Origin of the sequence: Paenibacillus nicotianae (assembly GCF_042681745.1) — a bacterium.
Classification (GTDB): domain Bacteria; phylum Bacillota; class Bacilli; order Paenibacillales; family Paenibacillaceae; genus Saccharibacillus; species Saccharibacillus nicotianae.
This window is the reverse complement of sequence record NZ_JBHUGF010000010.1, coordinates 3,263,492-3,289,784: the sequence shown is the minus strand read 5'-3', so window position 1 is coordinate 3,289,784 and position 26,293 is coordinate 3,263,492. Positions and strand designations below refer to the sequence as shown.

Genomic DNA, 26,293 nt, shown 5'->3' with positions numbered 1-26,293 from the left:
TTCATTCTGTTGACCAGCTTACATAACAACAGATATCCTACAGAATCCTGATCTCAGAAATCCAGACGCAGCATAATCACACCACCAATGGATACCCACTGGCATAGAGGAGATGGATAATATGTTATTTTCCAAAATTTTATTAGCATACGATGGTTCTAAAGCATCCAACAAAGCATTAGATCGTGCAGTGGAATTAGCCAAAGCAGCGCCACATGCTGAGATTCATGCGATTCATGTGTTTGATTTTCCACGTTACTTTGTAGGCGAAGGGATTGTGCCTGTACCGACAACGTCTAACGAGGAATTGTATGAATTAGCAACACAGACAGCGAAAGAAGCAAAACGTCGTCTAGAAGCAGCCGAAATCAGTAATACGATCAGTGTTGAAATGATTCAAGGAGCAGCAGCACAAAATATATTGGAATATGCTGAAGCCAATCACTGTGATGTTATCATTATCGGTAGCCGCGGACTTGGTAGTATTCGTGAATTTGTACTCGGTAGTGTCAGTCATAATGTAGTGCAACATGCTAAAATTCCAGTATTGATTGTGAAGTAAATGTACAGCAATCGATAAGAGTTATCAGTAAAGAGTAATGTGTTAAGGCGATGAAGACGCATCGAATCCTTGTCCAAGCGATAATGGTTCAATGCGTCTTTTTTATTTTGATATCTAGTAACAGATAAAAAAATCAAAGCTGAAAGCCTTTAAATACGAACAATAGAATATTAGCAACATAAAACGTTCGTCTTTAAGTTGACATGATGTGTTGTAGATTGGTACACTAACACATGAAGCTTATTAAACGTGTGAAATAATGACTCGTATAAAACCGGGAATATGGCCCGGACGTTTCTACCCGAATACCGTAAATGTTCGGACTACGAGAGCAAACAGATGGATTGATGTGATTGCAGTTATTACAGCAGAACATTCCTTTGTGTTGAAAGGATATGTCTGCGCAGGCTGATGACATCACTTTCTTTTTCTGTCTGCTCCTGAAGTCCAAAGAACCTGGAAATGAACATCTTTCTAACAGGATCTGCGGATTTTTTTCGTGTTAAACGGTTCTAACATTGTGAGAACAAGTGAATGCTATGCTAATTACAATTACAGATTACTTATAGAACACGATAAATTAATTTTATTCTGGAAAGTAGGTTATCACATGTCGGTACAGGTTGCTGTTGTGATGGGTAGTAAGTCAGATTGGGAAACGATGCAACATGCTTGTCAGATGCTAGATGAATTAGAAATTGCGTATGAGAAAAAAGTGGTATCAGCGCATCGTACACCGGATTTGATGTTTGAATTTGCAGAACAGGCACAAGAACGAGGCATTAAAGTGATTATTGCAGGTGCAGGCGGGGCGGCTCACTTGCCAGGTATGATTGCAGCCAAAACATTGTTGCCTGTCATCGGAGTACCTGTCCAATCAGCCGCTCTTAAAGGTCTGGATTCATTGTTATCGATTGTTCAAATGCCTGGTGGAATTCCTGTAGCGACAGTAGCGATTGGTAAAGCAGGAGCCACCAATGCAGGATTGTTAGCGGCGCAGATGATCGGTGCTTTTGACCCTGAAGTGATGAAGCGTGCAGAAGCGAGACGTGAACGGATTCGCTTAGAAGTGATCGCTTCGAGTGATACGCTATGAGTGAGATTCGATCTTCTAAAGTGATCCCGCCCGGTTCTACAATCGGTATTCTGGGTGGCGGACAATTAGGACGGATGATGGTACTTCAAGGTTCACCACTAGGGTATCAATTTATTACACTTGATCCAGCGACCAATGCGCCTTGTGGTCAGGTGAGTCAGCAAATTGTAGGACGATATGATGATCCACAAGCGGCTGAAATGTTAGCCAGTCAAGCCGATGTGATCACTTATGAATTTGAAAATGTAGATGCAGATGTAGCCGCATTGTTAGAGCAGAAATCGTATGTACCGCAAGGAAGCCAATTGTTATACACAACGCAACATCGCTTACGTGAAAAGCGCGCTATTGAAGCGGCAGGGGCAACAGTTGCTCCCTATATGGAAGTGCGAAGTGCAGCCGAAACATTAGAAGCTGTTCAACAGTTCGGAACACCTTGTGTACTCAAAACAGCTACAGGCGGATACGATGGCAAAGGGCAATTCGTTATTCGAAGTGAAGAGCAAGCGGGGCAAGCATACGATGAATTAAGCGTCGCAGGAACAGAGTTAGTGGTCGAGCAATTTATTCATTTTCAATGTGAGTTATCTGTGATTGCTGCTCGTAGCTCCAATGGAGAAATCAAAACTTTTCCCGTAGCTGAAAATATCCATATCGATAATATTCTTCATCTCTCGATTGTACCTGCTCGTGTAGCGGAAGAAGTACAGCGCCGGGCAGAACAGATGGCGGCAGATATTGCAGAGTCGATGGATGCGGTAGGATTATTAGCGGTTGAACTGTTTTGTACCGAAGATGGACAGTTATATGTGAATGAATTAGCACCTCGTCCTCACAATTCAGGTCACTATACCATCGAAGCATGCGAGACGTCGCAGTTTGAACAGCATGTAAGAGCAATCTGCGGATTGCCTTTAGGAAGTACAGCGTTACGCTCACCTGTGGTGATGGTCAATATTCTAGGAGAACATATTCCAGCGATTACTGAAAAGATGGTACAGGTGGATCTCTCGGCAACAGCATTACATGTGAATCCTAAGTACCATTTATATGGGAAAGAAGAAGCCAAACACAAGCGCAAGATGGGACATATCAATGTGCTGTGTCATAATATAGAAGATGCTCTGGCATGGATAGACCAAACGAATATATGGAGGCACGAATAAACTTATGATCGAACGTTATAGCAGACCTGAAATGAGAAATATCTGGAGTGAAGAAAACAAATTCAAAGCATGGTTGGAAGTTGAAATTTGTGCTTGTGAAGCATGGTCAGAATTAGGTGTTATTCCGAAAGAGGACGTCGAAAAATTACGTGCAGGTGCTTCTTTTGATATGGATCGTATTTATGAAATTGAAAAAGAAACCCGTCATGATGTTATCGCGTTTACCCGTGCAGTCTCTGAAAGTCTTGGAGAAGAACGCAAATGGGTACATTACGGCTTAACTTCTACAGATGTAGTTGATACAGCACTTGGTTATCTGTTGCGCCAAGCGAATGAAATCTTAGAACGTGATATTATCAATTTTATCGAAATTTTGAAAGAAAAAGCGATCGCTTATAAAGATACACCGATGATGGGACGTACGCATGGTGTTCATGCAGAACCAACAACTTTTGGCCTGAAAATGGCATTGTGGCATGAAGAAATGAAACGTAACTTGGAGCGTTTCCGTCATGCAGCCGACAATGTTCAATACGGTAAAATCTCTGGAGCTGTAGGAACGTATGCGAATATCGATCCGTTTGTAGAAGAATTTGTATGTAACAAGCTAGGCACCAAAGCGGCTCCAATCTCTACCCAAACGTTGCAACGTGATCGTCATGCTGAATATATGGCAACACTCGCGTTGGTAGCGACATCGCTTGATAAATTTGCAACCGAAGTACGTGCTCTACAGAAGAGTGAAGTTCGTGAAGTGGAAGAAGCGTTTGCTAAAGGTCAAAAAGGTTCATCTGCTATGCCTCACAAACGTAATCCGATCAGCTCTGAAAATATTTCCGGTCTGTCCCGCGTGATTCGTGGTCATATGGTATCGGCTTATGAAAATGTAACATTGTGGCATGAACGCGATATTTCACATTCATCGGTAGAACGTATTATTTTACCGGATGCAACGATGCTGTTGAACTATATGCTTAATCGCTTTGGTAACATTATCAAAAACTTGACTGTATTCCCTGAAAATATGCAACGTAATATTCAACGTACGTATGGTGTTCCTTTCTCTGGTCGTGTGATGACCAAGTTGATCGATAAAGGAATCAGTCGTGAGCAAGCGTATGATACAGTTCAACCTCGTGCGATGCAAGCATGGGAAGAACAGCGTTCATTCAAAGACATTATTTTGGAAACTCCTGCTATCACAGAACTATTGAATGCTGAAGAAATTGAAGAAGCGTTTAATCCATCGTGGCATTTGAAGCACGTTGATACGATTTTCAAAAAACTCGGTCTGGAATAGGAAAGAGGGGACACAACACATGATATCGCAAGCAATCACAACAGCGGTTGATCTGGTCAATGCACCGCTAATTTACAAAGGTAAAGTGCGCGAATTGTATGATCTGGGTGAACATTATCTGATTGTTGTTACCGATCGCATTTCTGCATTCGATTATGTACTTGATCCACCTGTACCACACAAAGGTGAAGTATTGAATCGCTTGAGCGCTTTCTGGTTCGGGCAAACGACTAACCTGATTGATAACCATGTTGTACATATCGATGTTGATCAATTGGGGGATATTGTACGTGACAAGGATGCACTGCGTAACCGTATTATGGTGACACGTAAAGCAGAGCGAATCGATATGGAGTGTGTCGTACGTGGTTATATTACAGGCGGTGGATGGAGACAATATCAAGAAACCGGTCAGGTGAACGGTATTGATCTTCCAGAAGGCTTGCATAAAAATGGTGTGTTCCCCAATCCGTTGTTCACTCCAGCCGCCAAAAATGATATCGGTCATGATGAAGATATTTCTTTTGACGAAATGAAAAAGCGTATCGGTGCTGAGCTAGCTGAAGAGTTGAAAGCGAAGAGTATTCAACTGTATGAATATGCCCGTCACTATTGCGATCAACATGATATTATTTTAGCGGATTGCAAGTTTGAATTTGGTTTGATCGATGGAAAAGTAATCTTGATCGATGAAATTTTCACACCGGATTCGTCACGTTTTTGGGCGAAAAATAATTATGCGCTGGATATCGAAATCGACAGTATGGACAAAGAGCCTGTACGTACGTATCTTGCAGGCACCGATTGGGATAAAAACAGTCAACCTGCTCCTTTACCGGAATCTGTCGTCCAAGCCACATCCGACCGCTACCTAGCTATCTATCAGAAGTTGACGGGGGCGAAATTGGTTTGATCCTTGGGGACCGCTGCGGGAAAGAATCATCCTGCCGATCGCTGGTAAGACTTGGATATCTTGAATAACCGCCCAGCGGTTGATATCCAAATCTTAAAGGCGAACGCTACGCTTCTTATGTATGATTTCTTTCCCTCCGCTCCGTCGGATCGAGATCAATTTGCGCTCCTTAGGGGTAGGGCAGAAAAGATAGGATAAAGGCATGATAGGGTTCATTTTGTAGATTTTTTATATCGAAGTGGTGGCGTGAGATTAAAGAGTGTAAACAAGTGATTGGAGAACATAACGAAACTCAAAACCTCTACGATCTTAATCAATCACGATAGCGGTCTACCAAGTAACATTGTCTGCTCACCCCACCATCTGAATTGAGATTGCGAACTGACCTATCAACCATAATTGTAGCTCTTTGCTCCAACAAAGCACTTCTAAATAAGTACAAATGAAGTGATTCTTCGTTCCAAGCGAAAGGAACGGAATGATTCTGAAAGGAGCCTTTAAGACTCGGATATCGACCGCCGTGCGGTCATTCAAGATATCCGATCTTACCAGCGACGACCAGAATCATCCGCGACCGTAGCGAGGTATCTACAGAATCACCAAATCTTTATTTTCAAAGTAAAGCAATCACTACCTGATACACCAAGCAGTATCAAATCAGCATCACCTAATCTAAGGAGGAACAAAAATAACATGATTAAAGCTACTGTCTACGTGACTATCAAACAAAGCGTACTTGATCCACAAGGTGTTGCTGTTCAAGGTGCACTTCATTCTTTAGGATTCAATGAAGTGGAGAGTCTTCGCATCGGGAAGTACATGGAGATTGAATTGGATACAGATAATCGTGAAGAAGCAGAAGAACGCCTGAAAGTGATGTGCGAGAAGTTGCTAGCTAATACGGTTGTTGAAAATTACCGTTTCGAACTGGAGGGTTAAATCCATGAAATTTGCAGTCTTGGTATTTCCGGGCTCTAACTGTGATATTGACTGTTTTAAAGCAGTTGAAGATACGTTAGGGGAATCGGTAGAGTATGTATGGCACACAGCGACAGACTTATCAGCGTATGATTGTATTTTAGTTCCAGGTGGCTTTTCGTATGGAGATTACTTGAGATGTGGAGCGATTTCTCAATTTGCTCCGGTGATGACTGAAGTTGCCAAAGCAGCAGAGCAAGGCAAATATGTACTGGGTATTTGTAATGGATTCCAGATTTTGACCGAAGCTCGTCTGTTACCAGGTGCATTGCTTCGTAATGAATCAATGAAATTCCGTTGTCATGATACTTTGCTTACAGTAGTGAATAATCAGACTCCATTTACTCGTGATTATGCAGATGGAGAAGAAATAACGATTCCGATTGCTCATGGTGAAGGCAATTATTATTGTGATGATGCGACGTTAGAACAACTGAAAGCAAACAATCAGATTGTTTTCCAATACGGACATAATCCGAATGGATCGCTACATGATATTGCAGGCATTTGTAATGAGCGTGGAAATGTTGTAGGTATGATGCCTCACCCTGAACGTGCAGTAGATGAATTGTTAGGATCAGCAGACGGTAAAAAAATGTTTACATCTATTTTGAAAGCTTGGAGGGATCAACATGACGCAGCAAACATCCGTTAAGGAACCGACGGCGGAGCAAGTCGCAGACCAGCAAATATACAAACAAATGGGTGTATCGGACAGCGAGTATGAGTTGATCTGCGGTTTTCTCGGACGGAAACCGAACTACACAGAAATCGGCGTATTTAGTGTAATGTGGTCGGAACACTGCGCGTACAAAAACTCCAAACCGTTACTTCGTCGCTTCCCGACTTCTGGCCCGCGTGTATTGATGGGACCGGGTGAAGGTGCAGGGATTGTCGATATCGGTGACAATCAAGCGGTTGTTTTCAAAATTGAAAGTCATAATCACCCATCTGCGGTAGAGCCTTTTCAAGGAGCGGCAACAGGTGTAGGCGGAATTATCCGCGATATTTTTTCTATGGGCGCACGACCTGTAGCAGTATTGAACTCTTTACGCTTCGGTAAATTGGAAAGTGAACGTGTCAAATATTTGTTCGAGCATGTGGTATCCGGGATTGCAGGTTATGGGAACTGTATCGGTATTCCAACGGTTGGCGGCGAAGTGATGTTTGATGAAAGTTATGATGGTAATCCGCTCGTCAATGCAATGTGTGTCGGATTAATCGACCATGACAAAATTCAACGTGGTGTCGCTAAAGGGGTAGGTAACCCTGTATTTTATGTAGGCCCTCCTACAGGACGCGATGGGATTCATGGTGCTACATTTGCATCTGAAGAATTGACAGAAGAATCAGAAGCTCGTCGTACCGCAGTACAAGTTGGTGACCCATTTATGGAGAAGCTAGTTATGGAATCTTGCCTGGAATTGATTGATTCCGGTATTGTGCTCGGGATTCAAGATATGGGTGCGGCTGGTCTAACATGCTCTAGTGCGGAAATGGCAAGTAAAGCAGGCAATGGTCTGGAATTGTATCTGGATCAAGTACCTCAACGTGAAGACGGTATGACTGCTTATGAAATGATGCTTTCTGAATCTCAAGAACGGATGTTGTTCGTTGTTGAGCCGAAAGACGAAGCGCAAGCGATGGAAATTTTTGAACGTTGGGGCGTAATTTGTGCCAAAGTTGGTAAAGTTACCGATGATGGACGTCTCAAATTATTGCATCATGGCGAAGTGGTTGGCGATATGCCTGTTCATGCTCTAGTCGATGAATGCCCTATCTACGACAAGCCTTCTTCAGTACCTGCTTATTATGAGCAACAAGCCAATGTTGATACCAATCGTTATGAAGAAGTGACTGACTTGAATGGTGCTTTGAAATCGATTCTTGCTTCACCAACGGTAGCTAGCAAAGCATGGGTCTATGATCAATATGATTATATGGTTCGTACAAGCACAGCCGTTCGTCCGGGTTCCGATGCAGCAGTCATCACGATTCGTGGCACACGCAAAGCACTTGCAATGACTACCGATTGTAATGGACGCTATGTCTATCTTGACCCAGAAGTAGGCGGTAAAATTGCTGTCAGTGAAGCGGCTCGTAATATTGTCTGCTCAGGCGCAGAACCATTAGCAATTACAGACAACTTAAACTTTGGTAGCCCGGAAAAACCAGATATTTTCTGGCAAATGGAAAAATCAGTAGACGGTATGGCAGAAGCTTGTCGTGTACTGGATACTCCGGTTATCGGCGGTAATGTTAGTCTTTATAATGAAAATACTCGTGGTGCGATCTATCCTACACCTGTTGTTGGGATGGTTGGATTGGTACATGATACCGATCATATCACTACACAAGGATTCAAAAACGAAGGCGATATTATTTTCGTATTAGGTGATACATTTGCAGAATTGGGCGGTAGCGAATTCCAGAAAGTGTTGCATAATGTTACAGAAGGTCGCCCGCCTGCATTAGATTTAGAGATCGAAAAGAAATTGCTAGGTAGCGTACTGAGTGCAATTCAAAGTGGACTGGTACAGTCTGCACATGATCTATCTGAAGGTGGATTATCTGTAGCTTTAGCAGAGTCTTGTATTAGTGGTACATTAGGTGCAACAGTCGCTCTAGATAGTGAAGGTCTGCGTCATGATTTGTTGTTATTCAGCGAAAGTCAATCTCGTATTTTGTTATCAGCTACTCCTGCGCAAGCAGATGCTTTGGAAAGTCATATTCAATCTCAAGGTGTACCTGTACGTCGTATCGGTCAAGTGCAAGGAACAGAACTTCAAATCCAAGTGGACGGCAAACAAGTCTTGGCAGAGCAGGTGAGCAATCTGCGTCAAGTCTGGGAGGATGCGATTCCATGTCTGATGAATTAAACAAACAGACGTTGTGGACAGGTGATTACTATAATCAAGGCACCGGTCCGAATGATATTTTTGATACGTTAAAAGAAGAATGCGGCGTTTTCGGAGTCTACGGACATTCCGAAGCCGCTTCCCTTTCTTATTATGGATTACATGCGCTTCAACATCGTGGGGAAGAAAGCGCAGGTTTATGTGTAAGTGATCGTAATCAATTCCATTACCATCGGGGTATGGGACTGGTAAAAGAAGTCTTTGATAAAGATACATTAGGTTCATTAACAGGCGATATCTCGATCGGTCATGTACGTTATTCGACCAGTGGAGATAGTCGTCTGACTAATGCACAACCATTGGTATTCCGTTATCGTGCAGGTGAGTTAGCACTAGCGACTAACGGTAATATCGTCAATGCTCCGCAGATTCGGCGTGAGCTAGAAGAAGCGGGTTCGATTTTTCAAACGACCAGTGATACAGAAGTGGTCGCTCACTTAATCGCACGTTCCAATAAACCTCTAGTGGAAGCGGCAAAAGATGCGTTTCGACAAATTGTAGGCGGTTTTGCTTTTATGATTATGACCAATGAGCAATTAATCGTTGCTTCTGATCCTAACGGATTGCGTCCAATCACAATGGGTCGTCTGGGTGAAGCGTATATTTTTGCTTCCGAGACCTGTGCTCTGGAAACGATTGGCGCAGAGTTAGTACGAGATGTTCAACCAGGAGAATTACTGATTTTGGATCAACACGGATTGATCGAAGATCGTTATATCGAACCGCAACGTAAAGCGCTATGTTCGATGGAATATATTTATTTTGCAAGACCGGATAGTGATATGAATGGTGCTAATCTGCATGCCGCTCGCAAACGGATGGGTTCGGTGATGGCACAGGAATCATTTATCGATGCTGATCTTGTCACAGGTGTACCGGATTCCAGTATTTCAGCGGCGATCGGATTCGCTGAACAAACCGGTATCCCGTATGAACTTGGGATGATCAAAAATAAATACACCGGGCGTACATTTATTCAACCAAGTCAGGAATTGCGCGAACAAGGGGTCAAAATGAAGCTCAGTGCTGTGCGCCGTGTGGTTGAAGGCAAACGTGTCGTCATGATCGATGATTCGATTGTACGTGGAACCACTTCACGCCGGATCGTGAATATGTTACGTGATGCAGGAGCGACAGAAGTACATGTACGGATCACGTCTCCACCTTTTAAAAATCCATGCTTCTATGGAATCGATACACCGGATCGACGTGAACTGATCGCTTCAACGATGTCGATTGAAGAAATGCGCAAAGAGTTGAATGCCGATTCTTTAACCTTTTTGAGCTTTGAAGGATTAATCAAAGCCGTTGGTGGCGACAACAGCACCGACTACAAAGGCGGTATGTGTATGGCATGCTTTGACAACGACTATCCTACCCAAACCGACTTCGGCGGCGAAGAACAATTCGGATGTGGGTGTTAGTCGAAGGCTTTACATCGGGAAAGGGTGGCTGGTGTTTGAGCTAGGGACCGCTATGGGATAGGAATGATCTTCCCGATCGCTTGTTGTAGATGGATTTTTTGAACAACCGCTCTGCGGTTAAAATCCATCTACAAAGGCGAACGCTACGCTTCTTACAGATTCATTCCTATCCCGTCGCTCCGACGCTCAAAAGCCACCATTTCAGAGTGATGCAAAGTTCGATCTAGTGGGAGTGGCAGGGTAGATCAGAATGATCTAAAGCAGTGGATTTTGATGCTATTCTTTTAGGGAGAGTTTGAAGAAGGGTAAGGCACTGTATTGTCCTGTCGTCCTCACAGTAGGGATTTAGAACTTTTTGAACTTATGATGATAGATTTTAGAAAAATAACTATTTGTATCATATGTATAGTACTACCGAATTTTAGAGTTTCGTATGGAATTGTATTCAATATTGTTTTTGAAATATAAATAGAAAGTTTAAGAAATCTACGCTTTTTGGAATTCATGAAAAGTGTACATTCTCTCTGAATGTTCATTCTATTTTTACCTACTATATTGAGTCTATGTTAAACAGCGCTATACTCTCTATAAAAATGAATTAAGTTTTCAATCTAAATAGCAATTTCTCAAAGATCACCTATATCTATTTAAATTAAAAATTATAAACTTAGTCAACAAGCAACAAGCAACAAGCAACAAGCAACAAGAATGAACTCATACCAACAAAACCAGCGATTACGAAGTAGAGCCTCCTCAATCTACATTACCAAAACAACCTTAGAGAATTAGGGTCTGCCTTTAGAAAAGTTGAACCACGCTCAAGCGGAGAGGAAAAGGATTGTTCGAAAGAGCGAAGCGCTCGCCTTACAAGTTTTCGATAGAAAACTACATCGGAAGCATAAGCTAAGGTTGGATATCGACTGCTCAGCAGTCCTATCAAGATATCCAATCTTAACAGCGACGATAGAACAACCTTTTCCTCGCAGCGCTGTAGCTCACCAACTCTTCTACCCGCAACCCCATTTCCTAAGCCCAAACGAAAGGTGCGATGTACAGTGTCAGATGCCTATAAAAGTGCCGGGGTCGATATCGCGGCAGGGAATGAAGCAGTAGAACGTATGAAAAAGCACGTCAAAACAACGTTTCGCCCGGAAGTGATGACAGAGCTTGGTGGTTTCGGTGCATTGTTTGGCCTGAACAAAGATAAATATGATGAGCCTGTACTCGTATCCGGTACAGATGGTGTCGGTACAAAGCTAAAACTGGCATTTGCGATGGATAAGCATGATACGATCGGGATTGATGCTGTTGCCATGTGTGTGAACGATATCGTTGTACAAGGAGCAGAACCGTTATTTTTCTTAGATTATCTAGCCTGTGATCGTGTTATTCCTGAAAAGATTGAAGCGATTGTATCAGGTATTGCAGACGGTTGTCGCCAAGCTGGATGTGCGCTGATCGGTGGCGAAACGGCTGAAATGCCAGGAATGTACTCGGAAGGTGAATATGATATTGCTGGATTTACAGTAGGTATCGTAGATAAGCCTAAAGTGATCACAGGTAGTGATATTGCAGCGGGTGATATCGTATTAGGACTAGCTTCAAGCGGTATCCACAGTAATGGATTCTCACTGGTACGCAAATTGTTACTTGAAGATGGTGGATATGATCTCAAAGATACGGTAGCCGAACTGGATGGTGCTGTACTTGGAGATGTATTGCTAGAGCCTACTAAAATTTATGTGAAGTCTACACTTGCGCTTCAAGAAGCCGTTAAAGTCAAAGGAATGGCACATATTACAGGCGGAGGCTTTATCGAAAATATTCCGCGGATGTTGCCGGAACATGTAAATGTAGATATCGAGTATGGCAACTGGCCGATATTGCCGATTTTCCAATTGATGCAAGCTAAAGGCGGTATCAGCCATAAAGATATGTTTACAACATTCAATATGGGGATCGGAATGGTTATTGTGGTGCCTGCGAATCAAGCAGAACAAGCATTGACATTGCTAGCAGAACAAGGTGAAACCGCATATCAAATAGGTACAGTGCAAGCAGGAACTAAAGTGGTAACATTTACCGGAGTCGATGTGTAATGAAGCCTTTTCGAATTGCTGTTTTTGCTTCGGGCGAAGGCACTAATTTTCAAGCGATGGTAGAAGCATGGCAACAAGGATATTTCGGTGAACCAGATGCGACAACGATCGAATTATTAGTATCCGACAAACCACAAGCTCCTGTTGTTCAGCGTGCGATACAAGCAGGTGTGGATACGTATGTTTTTCAACCTAAAGAATACAGCAGTCGTGAACAATATGAACTGGAAATCGTAGCTGAATTGAAACGTCGCGAGATTGATCTGATTGTGCTAGCAGGATATATGCGCCTGCTAACTCCAACGATTGTAGATCCATATATGGGTCGAATGATCAACGTGCATCCATCGTTATTGCCTGCTTTTCCAGGTAAAGATGCGTTAGGTCAAGCGCTATCATACGGTGTGAAGGTAACCGGGATTACGGTTCATTTTGTCGATAATGGAATGGATACAGGGCCGATTATTGCGCAACAATCGATCGAAGTACAGCAACAAGATACAGCAGAGACATTAGCAGAGCGGATACACGATATCGAACGGACATTGTATCCGCAGGTTGTAGCTCAGATTGCTAAAGGAAAAGTAACACTTGAAGGACGACAGGTGATTGTGCAAGCTTAAATTCTTTTTAAATTTGAAGGAGGAATACATCCATCATGAGTATCAAAAGAGCGCTAGTGAGCGTGTCCGACAAAGCAGGTGTGGTTGATTTTTGCCGCGAGTTGTCTCAATTAGGTGTTGAAATTATTTCGACAGGTGGGACTAAAAATCTACTTGCTGAAGCAGGCGTACCGGTAATCGGCATTTCAGAGGTGACAGGATTTCCAGAGATTTTAGATGGACGTGTCAAAACGTTACATCCGGCAGTACATAGTGGTCTGTTGGCAGTTCGCGATAGTGCAGAACACCAACAGCAAATGAAAGATTTGGAATTGGGATATATCGATCTTGTCGTTGTTAATCTGTATCCTTTCCAAGAAACTATCTCCAAACCAGATGTAGCTTATGAAGATGCGATCGAAAATATTGATATCGGTGGACCTACTATGCTACGCAGTGCAGCGAAAAATCATGCATTTGTTAGCGTGGTCGTTGATTCTAATGATTATACTAAAGTATTAGAAGAAGTACGTGCAGAAGGCGACACCACACTGGATACACGTAAACGTCTAGCAGCTAAAGTGTTCCGTCATACTGCGGCTTATGATGCATTGATCTCTGATTATTTGTGTGATGTATTGGGCGATCCTTTGCCAGAGCGATATACAGTTACTTACGAGAAAATCCAAGACCTTCGTTATGGCGAAAATCCGCATCAAGCAGCGGCATTCTACCGTAAACCGATGGCTCCAGCAGGTACGCTTACGACTGCTGAACAATTACATGGTAAAGAATTATCTTACAACAATATCAACGATGCGAATGCGGCGCTACAAATTGTAAAAGAATTTACAGAGCCTGCTGTTGTTGCTGTTAAACATATGAATCCTTGCGGAGTGGGTGTAGGCGAAACGATCGCTGAAGCGTACAACAAAGCATACAATGCAGATCCTACTTCTATTTTCGGTGGAATTGTAGCGGCTAATCGTACAATTGATGCAGCTACAGCGCAACCGCTCAGCGAAATTTTCTTAGAGATTGTATTAGCACCAGACTTTACACCGGAAGCGTTAGAGATTTTGACGAAAAAGAAAAATATTCGTTTGCTTAAAATGGGTGAATTGACTTCATCGGAAGCACGTACTGCACAACATGTTGTGACTACGATTGAAGGCGGTATGGTGGTACAAGAAAGTGATGTACATTCAATTACGACAGATGATCTCAAAGTCGTGACAGATCGCTCTCCTTCTGGCGAAGAATTAAAGCAATTGTTATTTGGTTGGAAAGTCGTGAAGCATGTAAAATCCAATGCAATCGTACTAGCCGCTGATGATATGACGGTAGGCGTAGGTGCAGGACAAATGAATCGTGTCGGAGCGGCGAAAATTGCAATCGAACAAGCAGGAGACAAAGCAAACGGAGCGATTCTTGCATCAGATGCCTTTTTCCCGATGGGCGATACCGTTGAATTAGCAGCCAAAGCAGGCATCAAAGCGATTATTCAACCAGGTGGATCGATCAAAGACGAAGAATCGATCAAAATGGCAAATGAATATGGAATCGCTATGGTATTCACAGGCGTGCGTCATTTCAAACACTAAGTATAGGACTATAATTTTGCAAGAATGAAGATAGATTCACTGAGAGATCGTTATCAATAGTTGTTGGTATTTCTATAAATCGACTTGCAATAAGCAACAAAACAGACCGAATATTTTTTGTTCGGTCTGTTGCTTTGTTAGTTGGTTGCATTTGCTTAATATGCTTGAAATAGAGCTTTGTTATGCTAGTTTGAGGCTTTGTCGAAAGTGAAATAATGCTATCAAAATAGTTAGAAAAATCCTTCTCTATTCAAAGGAGTGTGACGTTATGGATATTTTAGTTGTTGGTGGTGGCGGACGTGAGCATGCAATCATCTGGTCACTTGCTCAAAGTCCCAAAGCAGACAAAATCTACTGTGCACCTGGTAATGCAGGAATTGCACAATTAGCAGAATGTGTACCGATTCAAGTGAATGAATTTGAGAAATTAGCTGATTTTGCCACAGAAAAAAAAGTAGGTTTGGTTGTGATCGGGCCTGACGATCCGTTAGCAGATGGAATTGTCGATGTTTTTGAGAACCGCCAGATTCCTGTCTACGGCCCTCGAAAAAATGCAGCACATATCGAAGGTAGCAAAACATTTATGAAGGACTTGCTACATAAATATAATATCCCTACTGCTGCTTATGCGAAGTTCGATGACTATGATTCTGCACTGCATTATCTAGAGCAACAATCGATGCCTATTGTTATCAAAGCAGATGGTCTTGCCGCAGGTAAAGGGGTAACAGTGGCTCATCATATGGATGAAGCAATCGATGCGTTACAGTCGATTATGCAAGATAAAGTATTTGGAGAAGCTGGTAGCAAAGTGGTTATCGAGGAATTTCTAGAAGGACAAGAAATGTCGATTTTGGCATTTGTCGATGGCGAAACGGTTCGTCCGATGCCTGCGGCGCAAGATCATAAGCCTGCCTATGATCATGATTTGGGGCCCAATACAGGTGGAATGGGTACGTATTCTCCTCTTCCTCATATCAAGCAAAGTATTATTGATCAAGCGATCGAGACGATTATTGTACCAACAGCTAAAGCAATGGTTGCTGAAGGACGTTCATTTAGCGGTGTGTTATTTGCCGGGCTGATGATCTCACCGGATGGTACTCCAAAAACGATTGAATTTAATGCACGTTTTGGTGATCCCGAGACTCAAGTCGTATTACCGCGTCTAGAAAGTGATTTACTTGAGATTTTTCTAGCAACGGTTAACGGTACACTTGCAGATATCGAGATCAAGTGGAGCGAGGAAGCGGCAGTATGTGTGATTTTGGCTTCAGGTGGGTATCCAGCATCTTATCCCAAAGGATTGCCGATTAGCGGACTTGAACATACAGATAAACAGGCGCTAGTCTTTCATGCAGGCACAGCACTAAGCACAAATGGAGACGTCGTCACCAACGGTGGACGTGTACTGGGTGTTGTTGGTGTAGGAGCAGATATTGCAACAGCACGTGCCAAAGCTTATGAACATGCTGAAAAGATTACATTTGAAGGTAAGCATCAACGTAGTGATATTGCAGCTAAAGCATTGTTGGATGTATAAATGAAGCAAGCCGTCTGAGTAACCATAGACGGCTTTTTTTGTTGATATGATCTTTGAAGTCACACAGTTAATTAAGCGTATGAAATATAAAATGACGTTAAAAAATATTTTACAGAAAATTTACGGTTATTTTCCAGAATTATGTTGACTGATTTCCCATATATTGATTAGATAGTAAGGTCTATTCTTTTTCAGGAAAGAATAATCTAAAGGTGAAAAAGATTGTCATTACTGAGGAGGTGAATACAAAACAATTGAAAAATTTAACTTTTGCTAGCTAAGTTGCATCAATCAATGATATTGAAAAGGGAGAGGGAATCAATACAATGAGAAAGATTAGTACAATCGTCATACTCAGTATGATTAGTATGTTACTCACAGCTCCATTTATGTATGCAGCAGAGTATCAATATGATGATCTAGGTCGAGTCATTTCAGTAACCAAAGATGGCAAGCAAACCCTATATACGTATGATCAAGGTGGGAACTTGTTAAGTGTGACATCCAACACGAATACTAAATCGTTACGCCAAGCATCTAATATAATGGCAGGTTGGACAGCGTATAGTACGAAAGGAATCAAAGCGAATTATCGTACAGCAACAGAAGATGTATATGCACCTATAGCAAATATGACACCTCAATCAGTTGTACATAATGTATATGGCGACAATACCGTAGCAAGCGATGTATACCATTCCTCTTCTTCTATGATGAACACACAATGGATCGATGTATCTTCCAAACGCACAGGTGGAGCTAATATTTATCGCGATATTCCTGTCAAAGCAGGACAAACGTACTCTTATAATGGCTGGGTACAGAGTAGCAATATCAAAGATGCTGTCGTGCAAGTGATTATTAATTATTACGATAAAAATAATAAATTGGTACATTACAACAATATTTTAAATCTCAAGCAAAATTCGGACTGGCATACATATGGTGCTAACTTAAAAGCTCCAGCGAAAGCAGTCAAAGCCCGTGTTCATTTACAGATTGTTCTTCTCAAACCAAACGGTACAGCGCAAGCCGGATTTGCTGATCGCACCTTTGAACAGACAATACAGGAGGACAACCGTTAATGAAAAATAAATATATACGGTTAGCCTTTCTTTTTGTTGTCTTATTGGCTATTTTTGTAGGTTTTAAAATGCATTCTGCTTCTGCGGCAACAGGTGTATATTCACTTGGCTCAGGGCAAAGTGTAGATATTACTTACACAGCTTCTTCTTCTGCTACTGTATATGTAACAGGTAGCAATTATGATTATGTAAAGTACTTAGCAAGCGGAGATGTATCAGGTTTTTATACCAAAACTGCATATGCTCCACTTAGTTTGTCTACTAATCAAAAATTAAGGATTACTAATAATTCTTCTTCTAGTATGACAATTGATATGAAGTCAAAAACATTTGATTTAGTTTCCACTGTTGTACCTGCTTTAAATCGATTTAATTTATTACCAGGTAACAGTGTTTTAGTTCAAAATCAGAATCCGGATTATTCGCAGCCTGTTGATATTGGTGGAGTCAACGCTAATATTCATTATGGAGCGGATGGAGAATTATCCTCTGCTACATTTATACGGAAAAAAGCAAAGGGTTCAGAAACTGTAGCCAAAAATGGCTCAATGATTGTAACAAATCGGGATACAGTAGCATATGATCTTGTTGCACCTGCATTTCCTATTCAGTTTTTAGGTTCTGCTCAACCAGCAGATTTTCGCTATAACGTTCCTATTGGTGGATCGTTTCAAGCGACTAACCAATTGAGCAAACCATTCTATGTCTATGTTGATAATGGTGGAACTTACGAATTTACTTTATATAATGAGGACGGTTCTGTAAGTTCAACAGGCACAACCAAAACAGTAACCAAATATGTTGGTGCGGGTGAGACACTAATTGTTACTAATGTCGATGGGCCATCGATGTTAGTCAGTGGAGCCTATGGAGCATTCTATACTACGACTCAAGTAGAACCGCCAATGATTACCAAAACATTAGCTCCCGGCAAAAGTATTAAAGTGCTCAACAACTCTGGCGATACCATGAAACTATTAACCGATAACGGGGATAAAGGGTTTCAGATTGCTGAGTATAAGTCCAATGGCGCTGTAGATAGCTATGATATTTTGAATACAAGTGCTAACTATATTATGGGAATTGGTAACTATGTTGTTATTACCAACCCTGCTTATAATGGACAAGCGATTAAAATTAAAATTCCTAAAGTGAATTCAGTGATCTCAGATTCGGCTGATCCTGCTTTACTGGAACAAAATATTTCTCCAGGTAATTCGGTCGAAGTGAAGAACGTATCTCCTACCAAAACCGGATTGTTTGTGACAGGTGAATTTGATTATGCTGTGTATGATAGCGCAGGAATTAATGAGTATGCACCTAACGTAGGATCTTCACATCTATATCCTGATCCAGGTGAAAAAGTAGCTGTAACTAACACAAGCAAAGGCAATGTCACCATGAGTATCAACGGGCCTTATGAAGCGTTTGTAGCTACTGCTCGCACGCAACCGGTCACGTTTAATCGTGTACTGAATGTAGGCGAAACGTTAAAAACGATCAATACATCTAATTATTCATTCTATGTCAATGCAAGTGGACAGCATCATTATGCTATTTATAAAAAAGAGAATAATAAAGTCGATGATTTTGATAATCCAATTGTGAATGCAAAACATCTGATTAGTAAAGACGAGAAAATGATCACCACCAATAGCGGTAATCAAGCGATGACGGTATCCGGGCCTTACGATGCATTTGATATCAGCAGTCGCGCAGAACCGGCTCTATACAAAGGTTATCTGAATGCAGGGCAAAGCGTAAAATTAAGCAACACCAGTCCGGCGATGTTCAGTATGTATACAGATGGCATGTACGATCAAGCGAGTTATCGTGCAGATGACACATTACGCTCATTGGATCATGATCGTGTCGCCAAATCACTCCCTTTTTATAATGGAGAACGAGTAACATTAACCAATTCAGGTAGTAGTCAGCTTGTTGTATTGAGTCCGTATGATGTAACGACTGCTCAATCCAGTAGCGACCCTGCACTCCTTGTGAAGCAATTAGCGATTAATCAGAGTGCCGAGTTTATCAACAAAGATAAATCAAACGAAACGGTTTATTTTACAGGTAAACATGACTTGATGGATTATGATACCGCAGATCAACCTAATAGCTATTATCGCGGTACAACGACAACGTATCGTTCGGTAGATCCTAATCAGCGCTTAGCTGTTATGAATACTGATGCAAAAACAATCGATGCGTACGCTGCATTTGAATTGTTCACAGGTAAAGATCGCATCAATCCAGTAACATTTAAGAAAACATTATCTACAAAACAAAGTCTGGATTTTACGAATAAAACAAGCAAAACATTCTTTGTCTATCCAACAGGAACTTACGATTTTGCAGAGTATCAAGCAGGGCAATCTATAGATATGGGCAAAAATGAGACAAGTTCTACTCAAAGTATCCCTACATCTAACAGAATGTCGTTTACTAATGCTAGCTCTACCAATCTCACAGTAGAAGGCCCCTATGATGCTTTCACGATTCAATCACGTACGAATCCTGCTTTGGTAGAATACAGTCTAGCTCCACGTCAAAGTGTAGAAGCAGAATACACAGGAGTAAAATCAGGACAAATACGTGTAACAGTTGATTACGATTCTGCATTATTTGTAAATAACATATTGAATGTATATAGCCGTAACCATATCAGTTCTACTGCCCAAATCGTAGAGAATGGTGAACGTCTAGCTGTACAGAATATGGATGAAACTTCTGGATCTATGTATGGAGCATATGACACATTCAAAGTCACCTCACGTACAAATCCAGTCACATTCCAGAAGGTATTAAATACTGACGAGAATGTGGATATTACCAATACGCAACCGTCCAAATCATTTAGCGTGTATCTCAATGCTGTAGATAATATCTACGATTATGTCAAACGAGATGCAAATGGTGGAATCGATGCAGTAGCACGAGCAGCATCAAGCGGTGTTGAACTTCTAGAGCATGGAGAACGTATTGCGATTACAGCACCTACAGCGCATTCGGTAACGATTGAAGGGTCTTATGATGCGTTCAAGATTGCTAATCGTACCAACCCGGCTTTGGTGAAAAAAGCATTAGCACCTGGTCAAAGTCTGGAAGCCACTAATATAGACAGTATTCCTTCTCAATTAACGATTGAGCAAACCTATGATATGGCGACTTATGACAGTACAGGAGCATTAAAACAATACAGTTTTGGATTAAGTGGAACACCGAGACAAATGCTAGATCCTAACGCTAAAATAGCGATTCAAAATAGTGCTAGCATGTCCAATGTGGTGTATGGTCCTTTCGAATCGTTCCGGTTCGTTGATCGAAGCAATCCAGTCACATTTATCAAAACGTTATCTACGACTGATTCTATAGCGTTTGAGCAAAATGCGTTAAATCAAATGTTTTTATATTTCAATGGTAATCCTTATGATTACGCACAATACAAAGCGAATAAAGAAGTGCGTGAGTATAGTTGGGGAGAACTCTCTTCACAAGCGATGACCAAAGGAGATCGTCTTGTTGTTGCAGCATCAGGTACATCTAACGTAACAGTTCAAGGATCGTACGATGCGTACAAAATAACAAACGTTAGCGGCAAACCTGTAACGATCAAAACGCTTGAAATCGGTGAAAGCTATTCGATCCGTAATATTTCACCAGGAAGCTTTTTCGCCAAATTAGCAGGTAATCATAGTTATCAACTGTACAATGCGAATGGCACACTAACCACTTCGAGTACAGGAACAACAGCCAGTTATCACGCTGTTCCTGCTTCGTCACGTCTCGTAGTTACTAATGTCGATGTAGCACCGATTACCGTCTATGCACCAACTGAAGCGATCAGAGTGACACAAGGTGATGATCTATTAGTCAAAACATTGACGATGGATCAGACGATGAAAGCTACCAATACATCAAGCAATTCAGCTACTTTATCTGTAGATGGTAAATATGATGTGGCAGTGTACGATGCTTCAGGTCAACCTGTTCAGTATGATCGCAAAACAACCGGTAATTCGGTATCTGTTCCGGCAGGTGGTTATGCGATTCTAACAGGTCAACAAACAGCGAATACACTGGTTAACGGCAATAAAGATAACTTTAATTTCGAAGATCAAGAAAATCCTGCACTATCGCTCTATACATTAGCACCGGATGCGATGGTCAAAGTCAAAAATGTACACGATCATGCACGTACGCTTAATGTAGGCAGTAAGTTCAGTTATTGGACAGAGCAAGGAGAAGAACAAACAGGTTCAGGTACAGTTACGATCGGAGCAGGTAATACGACCGTTATTCGTAACACAGGTACAACGACGTATGAACTGTACAGTCCTTATGGATCGTTCCAAATGGAAGCTACCACAACGACTCCAGTTCCTGTACCACCAGTAGTGAACCCTTCTGTGGGGACAATCGATCCAGCCGATTATGATCAACAGACGTATTATGCAGATCCAGTAGACACTTCTACAGGAGCACAAATTATTAACAAAACGATGATGGTTGCTCATGGAACTGTCGATATTCCTTTCCAAGCTCAGTACTATGCTCTTTTACAAGGCAATGGTGGTCTGGGTAAAGGATGGAGTCATAACTTTGAAATGCGTTTGAGTAAAAACAATACAACAGGTCAGATGACGGTGTATTGGAATGCTTTCCGCACCAATAACTTTACGCTAAATAGTGATAAAGCTACCTATACTCCTGTTGAACGTGCAATCCGTAATGACCAATTGCAAAAAAATGCAAATGGCACATACACATTGACTCGTTACGATGGAACGCATTATATTTTCGCTGCTAACGGAGCACTACAATCGATGGGTGAACGTGGCGGCATTACAATGACGATGCAATATGATAGTGCAGGCAAATTACTATCGGTGACTGAACCGACCAGCGGAGCGAAGATCGTCATCACTTATAATGCGATCGGTAAAGTAGCAACTGTTGCCGATCAAGCCGGTCGTACATCTACATTCACGTATGATGATACCGGTCGATTAATTACACTAACTGATCCAGGCAGTCACAAGACGACGTATACGTATAACAAAAATAATCAGATTATGACAGGTTCATTAGACGGCAAGCTGGTATTCTCAAATGCGTATGATAGCAAAGGCAGAATACTGCGCCAGAATGATGGAATCACTACACATCAACCAACAACATTTGCTTATAGTAATGCAGATGGTATGCTCACGACGACGATTACAGATCGCAACGGTGATATTCAAAAACGTGTGCATAATATCAACTATCAATTAGTTGAAGTTCAAGATGGCAATAGCGGTAAAACAAGCTATACCTATGATGCTCAAGGCAATCGTACCAGTATTACAAATGCGCTAGGTCAGACAGCGAAGTTCGAATACGATAGCAAAGGGAATTTGACCAAAAATACCGATCCATCTGGTCTATCGATGACTTTGACCTATGATGCTAAAGGGAATCTACTCAAAGCAACAGGCCCTGATGGCAACAGTATTACAAGCACGTATGATGCCAATAGTCGTCTACTCAGCACAACCGATACCGAAGGTTATAAAGTATCGTATGAGTACAATGACAAAGGCATGTTAACAGCCGCAACCGATCCTCGTGGTGGCAAAACGATCTATAGCTATAATGGCTACAAGTTAGATACGGTCACTGCATCTACAGGCGAGATCATGAAAGTAGGTTATGATGCCGCAGGTCGTATGACGACTCAAAGCGATGCAGAAGGTAACCTTTCACAAGTCGTTTACAATTATAATGATCAATTAATCAATACGATTGATCCGCTCAAAAACAAAGTAAGCTACACGTATGATCGTCAAGACAATCTAGCAAGTGTTACTGATGCGCGTGGCAATACAACAAGTTACACCTATGATGCCAATGGACAATTAACAGCGGTTCGTAATGCACTAGGTGGAACACTTTCGATCACTTATGATAGCGAAGGCAATATGACGGCTGTCACTGATCCATTAGGTCGTAAGAGTTCATTTACGTATGATCCTGCTGGTCGTCTAATGACAGAAACGAATGCCGCAGGTGCAACTGTGAAGTATGCATATGATAAGTTGGGTCGTCCGATCGAAGCTTATGATGCACTCAATCACAAAATGTATACGGTGGAATACGATACCGCAGGCAATCCGGTCAAAATGACAGATGCGCTAGGATATACGTATACAAGCACGTACAACGATCTTAATCAGTTAACCCAATCGGTCGATCCATTAAAACGCACAACGACTTATGGATACGATCGTAAAAACCAATTAACATCGGTTAAAGATGCGATTCAAGGCAGTACATCGCAGACAATTGATGCATTTAGCCAGATTACTCAAATGGTCGATGCTAACGGTAATCGTGCCAAATACCAGTACGATCTGCTTGGACGCCTGACTTCAGAGCAAGACGAAGCAGGAGGCAACCATAGCTACACGTACAACAACGTAGGATTACTGGGTAGCGATACCGATAAAAATGGTCGTCACAGTCAATATAGCTACGATGCCGCAGGGAACTTGAGCCAATTTACCGATGAAGCAGGTACTGTATCATATGACTATGATGCCAATGGAAATATCACTTCCGTTAAAGGTAGTAATGGCGAAGTATTAGTACGTAACTATGACAAATTGAACCGCGTAGAATCGTTCACTAACGGAGATGGACAGACCATTTCATATAGTTACGATGCCGCAGGACAATTAACAGGACTTACGTATCCAGATGGCAAAAAAGTAGCGTATACGTATAATGCCAATGGTCGACTAGCTACAGTGACCGATTGGGCAGGACGCCAAACTTCTTACACATATGATGCGAACAGTCGCTTATTATCGACAACTCGTCCAGATGGAACGAAAGAAGTTCGTACGTATGATGCCGCAGGACAAGTATTAACATTGAAAGACCTGCAAGCAGATGGAACGGTATTGTACGAATACAACTATACGTATGATCAAGTAGGACAAGTGAAGAATGAAGACGGTGGCGAAATCACCACTGATCTGACTGGCGTTACTTCAGATGTCTATGGCCCTGGATTATCACCATCGCTTGAAGATGTGATGATTCAAAGCGAAGGATTGCCACAAACCACAGACAATGTATCATCAGATGTTCAAACCGATGTATACACACAGCCAGCAAGTGTAACCGCAGATGTATACGGTACAGGCGATATGACCATGACATATAGTGCAGACAATCGTCTCGCTACAGTCAATGGCGAAGCTGTGAAATACGATGCCGAAGGAAATATGTTAGTCGGTCCACTTGCTGGACAGATGCAAAATTATACCTTCGATGCTCGGAATCGTCTGGTGGAAGCCGGCGGTGTACAATACGGCTATGATAACGAAAATCATCGCACGTCGATGACCGTTAACGGAACCACGACAAAATATGTGATTAATCCAGAAGCTGTGTTGTCTCAAGTGCTGATGGAAACAGATGCATCAGGCAAACCAACCGCATGGTATGTGTATGGTAACGGCTTAATTGGACGCCAAGATGCCAATGGAGCGTACCAGAGCTACCACTACGACCGTCGTGGAAGTACACTAGCATTAACCGATGCTAACGGACAACTGACCGATACGTACAGCTATGGTACCTACGGAGAATCGTTAGGACACGAAGGCACCACCGAGCAACCGTTCCAATACAACGGACGCGACGGAGTCATGACCGATCCGAACGGGTTGTACCAGATGCGAGCAAGGTACTACAATCCAGAGATCAAACGCTTCGTGAACCGAGATGTTCTGAGTGGAAGTATCGACGACGGACTGACGATGAACCGCTATGCGTATGTGAATGGGAATCCAATATCGTATATCGATCCGTTTGGACTGAGTGCAGATGGAGATTCGTGGGTAACGACAGGATTGAGCTACGGAGCCGATGCGATTCCTTATGTAGGAACGGTAAAAGGGATTCAAGAAACGATTACGGGAGTCAACTACATTACAGGAGAACAACTCTCTGTAGGAGATCGCGTTGCTAATGGTGTCGGTACATTAACAAGTTTGATTCCAATTCCAGGTGCGAAGTATGTCGGAAAGTATGGAACGGAAGGTGTTATTGACGCAGGTAGTTGGGTTCTTAAGCAGTTTGGGAAGAATGAAACAAAGCAAGTAACGAGTAATTATCGATTAAGGATGAATTTACAGTTGTTTGCTGAGGGGACGGTTAATGGTAATATAACGTCAAAGGAACTTAACGCATTTGGGAATCGTACTGAACCGAGAGGTGCTAGACCTTCAAATGACTTTGGGGTTTCAGAATCCACCGATGTCGTTGGACCTCAAGCACCCCCACTTCCAAATGGAGCTTCTACTGTAACTGATGTAAATCGTATACCACTTAGTGGACACTACCATACTCTTCCTGAAGGAACAGAGTTACCTGATGGGTTAGGTGTAATTCATGATGGAAGTGATGTTTTACCAAATTCACCTCGTGGTCATGGACACAATACCATTTATCCAACTAGGCCAATGACTGTAGAAGAATTTAATCAATTATTTAAATCATTACCTTGGAGATATGGAGGTAAAAAATAAGTGAACGATGGAATAATTCCACCATATGAATTGAGACTTCAAAACGAACTTAATAAAGTATCACCAAACGTATATGACAGAACGGACGACATCGAAAGTTTACCTGAAAGCATTGGAAAAAAAGTTCTCGCCGTACTTGTCGAATTTGCCTGTTATTCTCAAAATCTGACTATGATTGAGTTAGCAAGAAATAAGATTAAAACAATTCCTTCTAATTGGTTAATGAAGTATTTCCCGGAGGTAGCAAAAAAGTCGATTAATTTTGAAGACGAATGGGAGTATCGTAGATTGTTAGAGCTTTTATCAGAAGCAACTCCAATTTTATTGAAATGGGGAGTAGAGCTTGGAGTAAATTCAACAAATGAAGAGGTTAGAGAAGCGGCAGAGGATTTTAAGGGACAGTAATTAGATTATTAAG

General features: G+C 41.9%; 16 protein-coding genes and 1 riboswitch. All 16 genes read left to right on the top strand.

What is annotated here, in order from left to right:
* Positions 1-121 precede the first annotated feature (121 nt).
* Positions 122-562 (top strand): universal stress protein, encoded by a 441-nt coding sequence (locus ACFSGI_RS18610; protein ID WP_204825660.1) that lies wholly within the window; start codon positions 122-124, stop codon positions 560-562.
* A gap of 244 nt (positions 563-806) precedes the next feature.
* Positions 807-908, top strand: a riboswitch (purine riboswitch).
* A gap of 264 nt (positions 909-1,172) precedes the next feature.
* Positions 1,173-1,658 carry a 5-(carboxyamino)imidazole ribonucleotide mutase gene (purE, locus tag ACFSGI_RS18605; RefSeq protein WP_204825659.1) on the top strand — a complete coding sequence of 162 codons (486 nt, stop codon included), beginning with the start codon at positions 1,173-1,175 and terminating at the stop codon, positions 1,656-1,658.
* Positions 1,655-2,824, top strand: coding sequence for a 5-(carboxyamino)imidazole ribonucleotide synthase (gene purK, locus ACFSGI_RS18600; RefSeq protein ID WP_204825658.1), 1,170 nt, complete (start codon positions 1,655-1,657; stop codon positions 2,822-2,824). Before purE ends, purK begins: the two co-directional genes overlap by 4 nt.
* A gap of 4 nt (positions 2,825-2,828) precedes the next feature.
* Positions 2,829-4,124 (top strand): adenylosuccinate lyase, encoded by a 1,296-nt coding sequence (purB, locus tag ACFSGI_RS18595; protein WP_204825657.1) that lies wholly within the window; start codon positions 2,829-2,831, stop codon positions 4,122-4,124.
* A 19-nt stretch (positions 4,125-4,143) separates the two neighbouring features.
* On the top strand, positions 4,144-5,037 hold the full coding sequence (locus ACFSGI_RS18590) for a phosphoribosylaminoimidazolesuccinocarboxamide synthase (protein WP_204825656.1): 894 nt from the start codon (positions 4,144-4,146) through the stop codon (positions 5,035-5,037).
* A 693-nt stretch (positions 5,038-5,730) separates the two neighbouring features.
* Positions 5,731-5,976 (top strand): phosphoribosylformylglycinamidine synthase subunit PurS, encoded by a 246-nt coding sequence (gene purS / locus ACFSGI_RS18585; RefSeq protein WP_069328921.1) that lies wholly within the window; start codon positions 5,731-5,733, stop codon positions 5,974-5,976.
* Between the two features lie 4 nt (positions 5,977-5,980).
* On the top strand, positions 5,981-6,670 hold the full coding sequence (gene purQ, locus ACFSGI_RS18580; RefSeq protein WP_204825655.1) for a phosphoribosylformylglycinamidine synthase subunit PurQ: 690 nt from the start codon (positions 5,981-5,983) through the stop codon (positions 6,668-6,670).
* Positions 6,648-8,894, top strand: coding sequence for a phosphoribosylformylglycinamidine synthase subunit PurL (gene purL, locus ACFSGI_RS18575; RefSeq protein WP_204825654.1), 2,247 nt, complete (start codon positions 6,648-6,650; stop codon positions 8,892-8,894). The genes purQ and purL overlap by 23 nt, the downstream gene beginning before the upstream one ends.
* On the top strand, positions 8,879-10,357 hold the full coding sequence (gene purF, locus ACFSGI_RS18570) for an amidophosphoribosyltransferase (RefSeq protein WP_069328924.1): 1,479 nt from the start codon (positions 8,879-8,881) through the stop codon (positions 10,355-10,357). The genes purL and purF overlap by 16 nt, the downstream gene beginning before the upstream one ends.
* 1,055 nt (positions 10,358-11,412) lie before the next feature.
* Positions 11,413-12,456 carry a phosphoribosylformylglycinamidine cyclo-ligase gene (gene purM / locus ACFSGI_RS18565; RefSeq protein WP_204825653.1) on the top strand — a complete coding sequence of 348 codons (1,044 nt, stop codon included), beginning with the start codon at positions 11,413-11,415 and terminating at the stop codon, positions 12,454-12,456.
* A complete protein-coding gene (gene purN / locus ACFSGI_RS18560; protein WP_204825652.1) occupies positions 12,456-13,079 on the top strand; it encodes a phosphoribosylglycinamide formyltransferase in 624 nt (207 codons plus the stop codon). Before purM ends, purN begins: the two co-directional genes overlap by 1 nt.
* A 35-nt stretch (positions 13,080-13,114) precedes the next feature.
* The gene (purH, locus tag ACFSGI_RS18555; protein ID WP_204825651.1) at positions 13,115-14,662 is read left to right on the top strand and encodes a bifunctional phosphoribosylaminoimidazolecarboxamide formyltransferase/IMP cyclohydrolase; all 1,548 of its coding nucleotides are present in this window, start codon (positions 13,115-13,117) and stop codon (positions 14,660-14,662) included.
* A gap of 268 nt (positions 14,663-14,930) precedes the next feature.
* Positions 14,931-16,205: a phosphoribosylamine--glycine ligase gene (purD, locus tag ACFSGI_RS18550; protein ID WP_204825650.1), complete on the top strand. Its 1,275-nt coding sequence runs from the start codon at positions 14,931-14,933 to the stop codon at positions 16,203-16,205.
* A gap of 326 nt (positions 16,206-16,531) precedes the next feature.
* A complete protein-coding gene (locus ACFSGI_RS18545; protein WP_204825649.1) occupies positions 16,532-17,290 on the top strand; it encodes an RHS repeat domain-containing protein in 759 nt (252 codons plus the stop codon).
* Positions 17,290-25,875, top strand: a complete 8,586-nt coding sequence (locus ACFSGI_RS18540; protein WP_204825648.1) for an RHS repeat-associated core domain-containing protein — start codon at positions 17,290-17,292, stop codon at positions 25,873-25,875. Before ACFSGI_RS18545 ends, ACFSGI_RS18540 begins: the two co-directional genes overlap by 1 nt.
* Positions 25,876-26,280: a hypothetical protein gene (locus ACFSGI_RS18535; protein ID WP_204825647.1), complete on the top strand. Its 405-nt coding sequence runs from the start codon at positions 25,876-25,878 to the stop codon at positions 26,278-26,280.
* Positions 26,281-26,293: the final 13 nt, after the last annotated feature.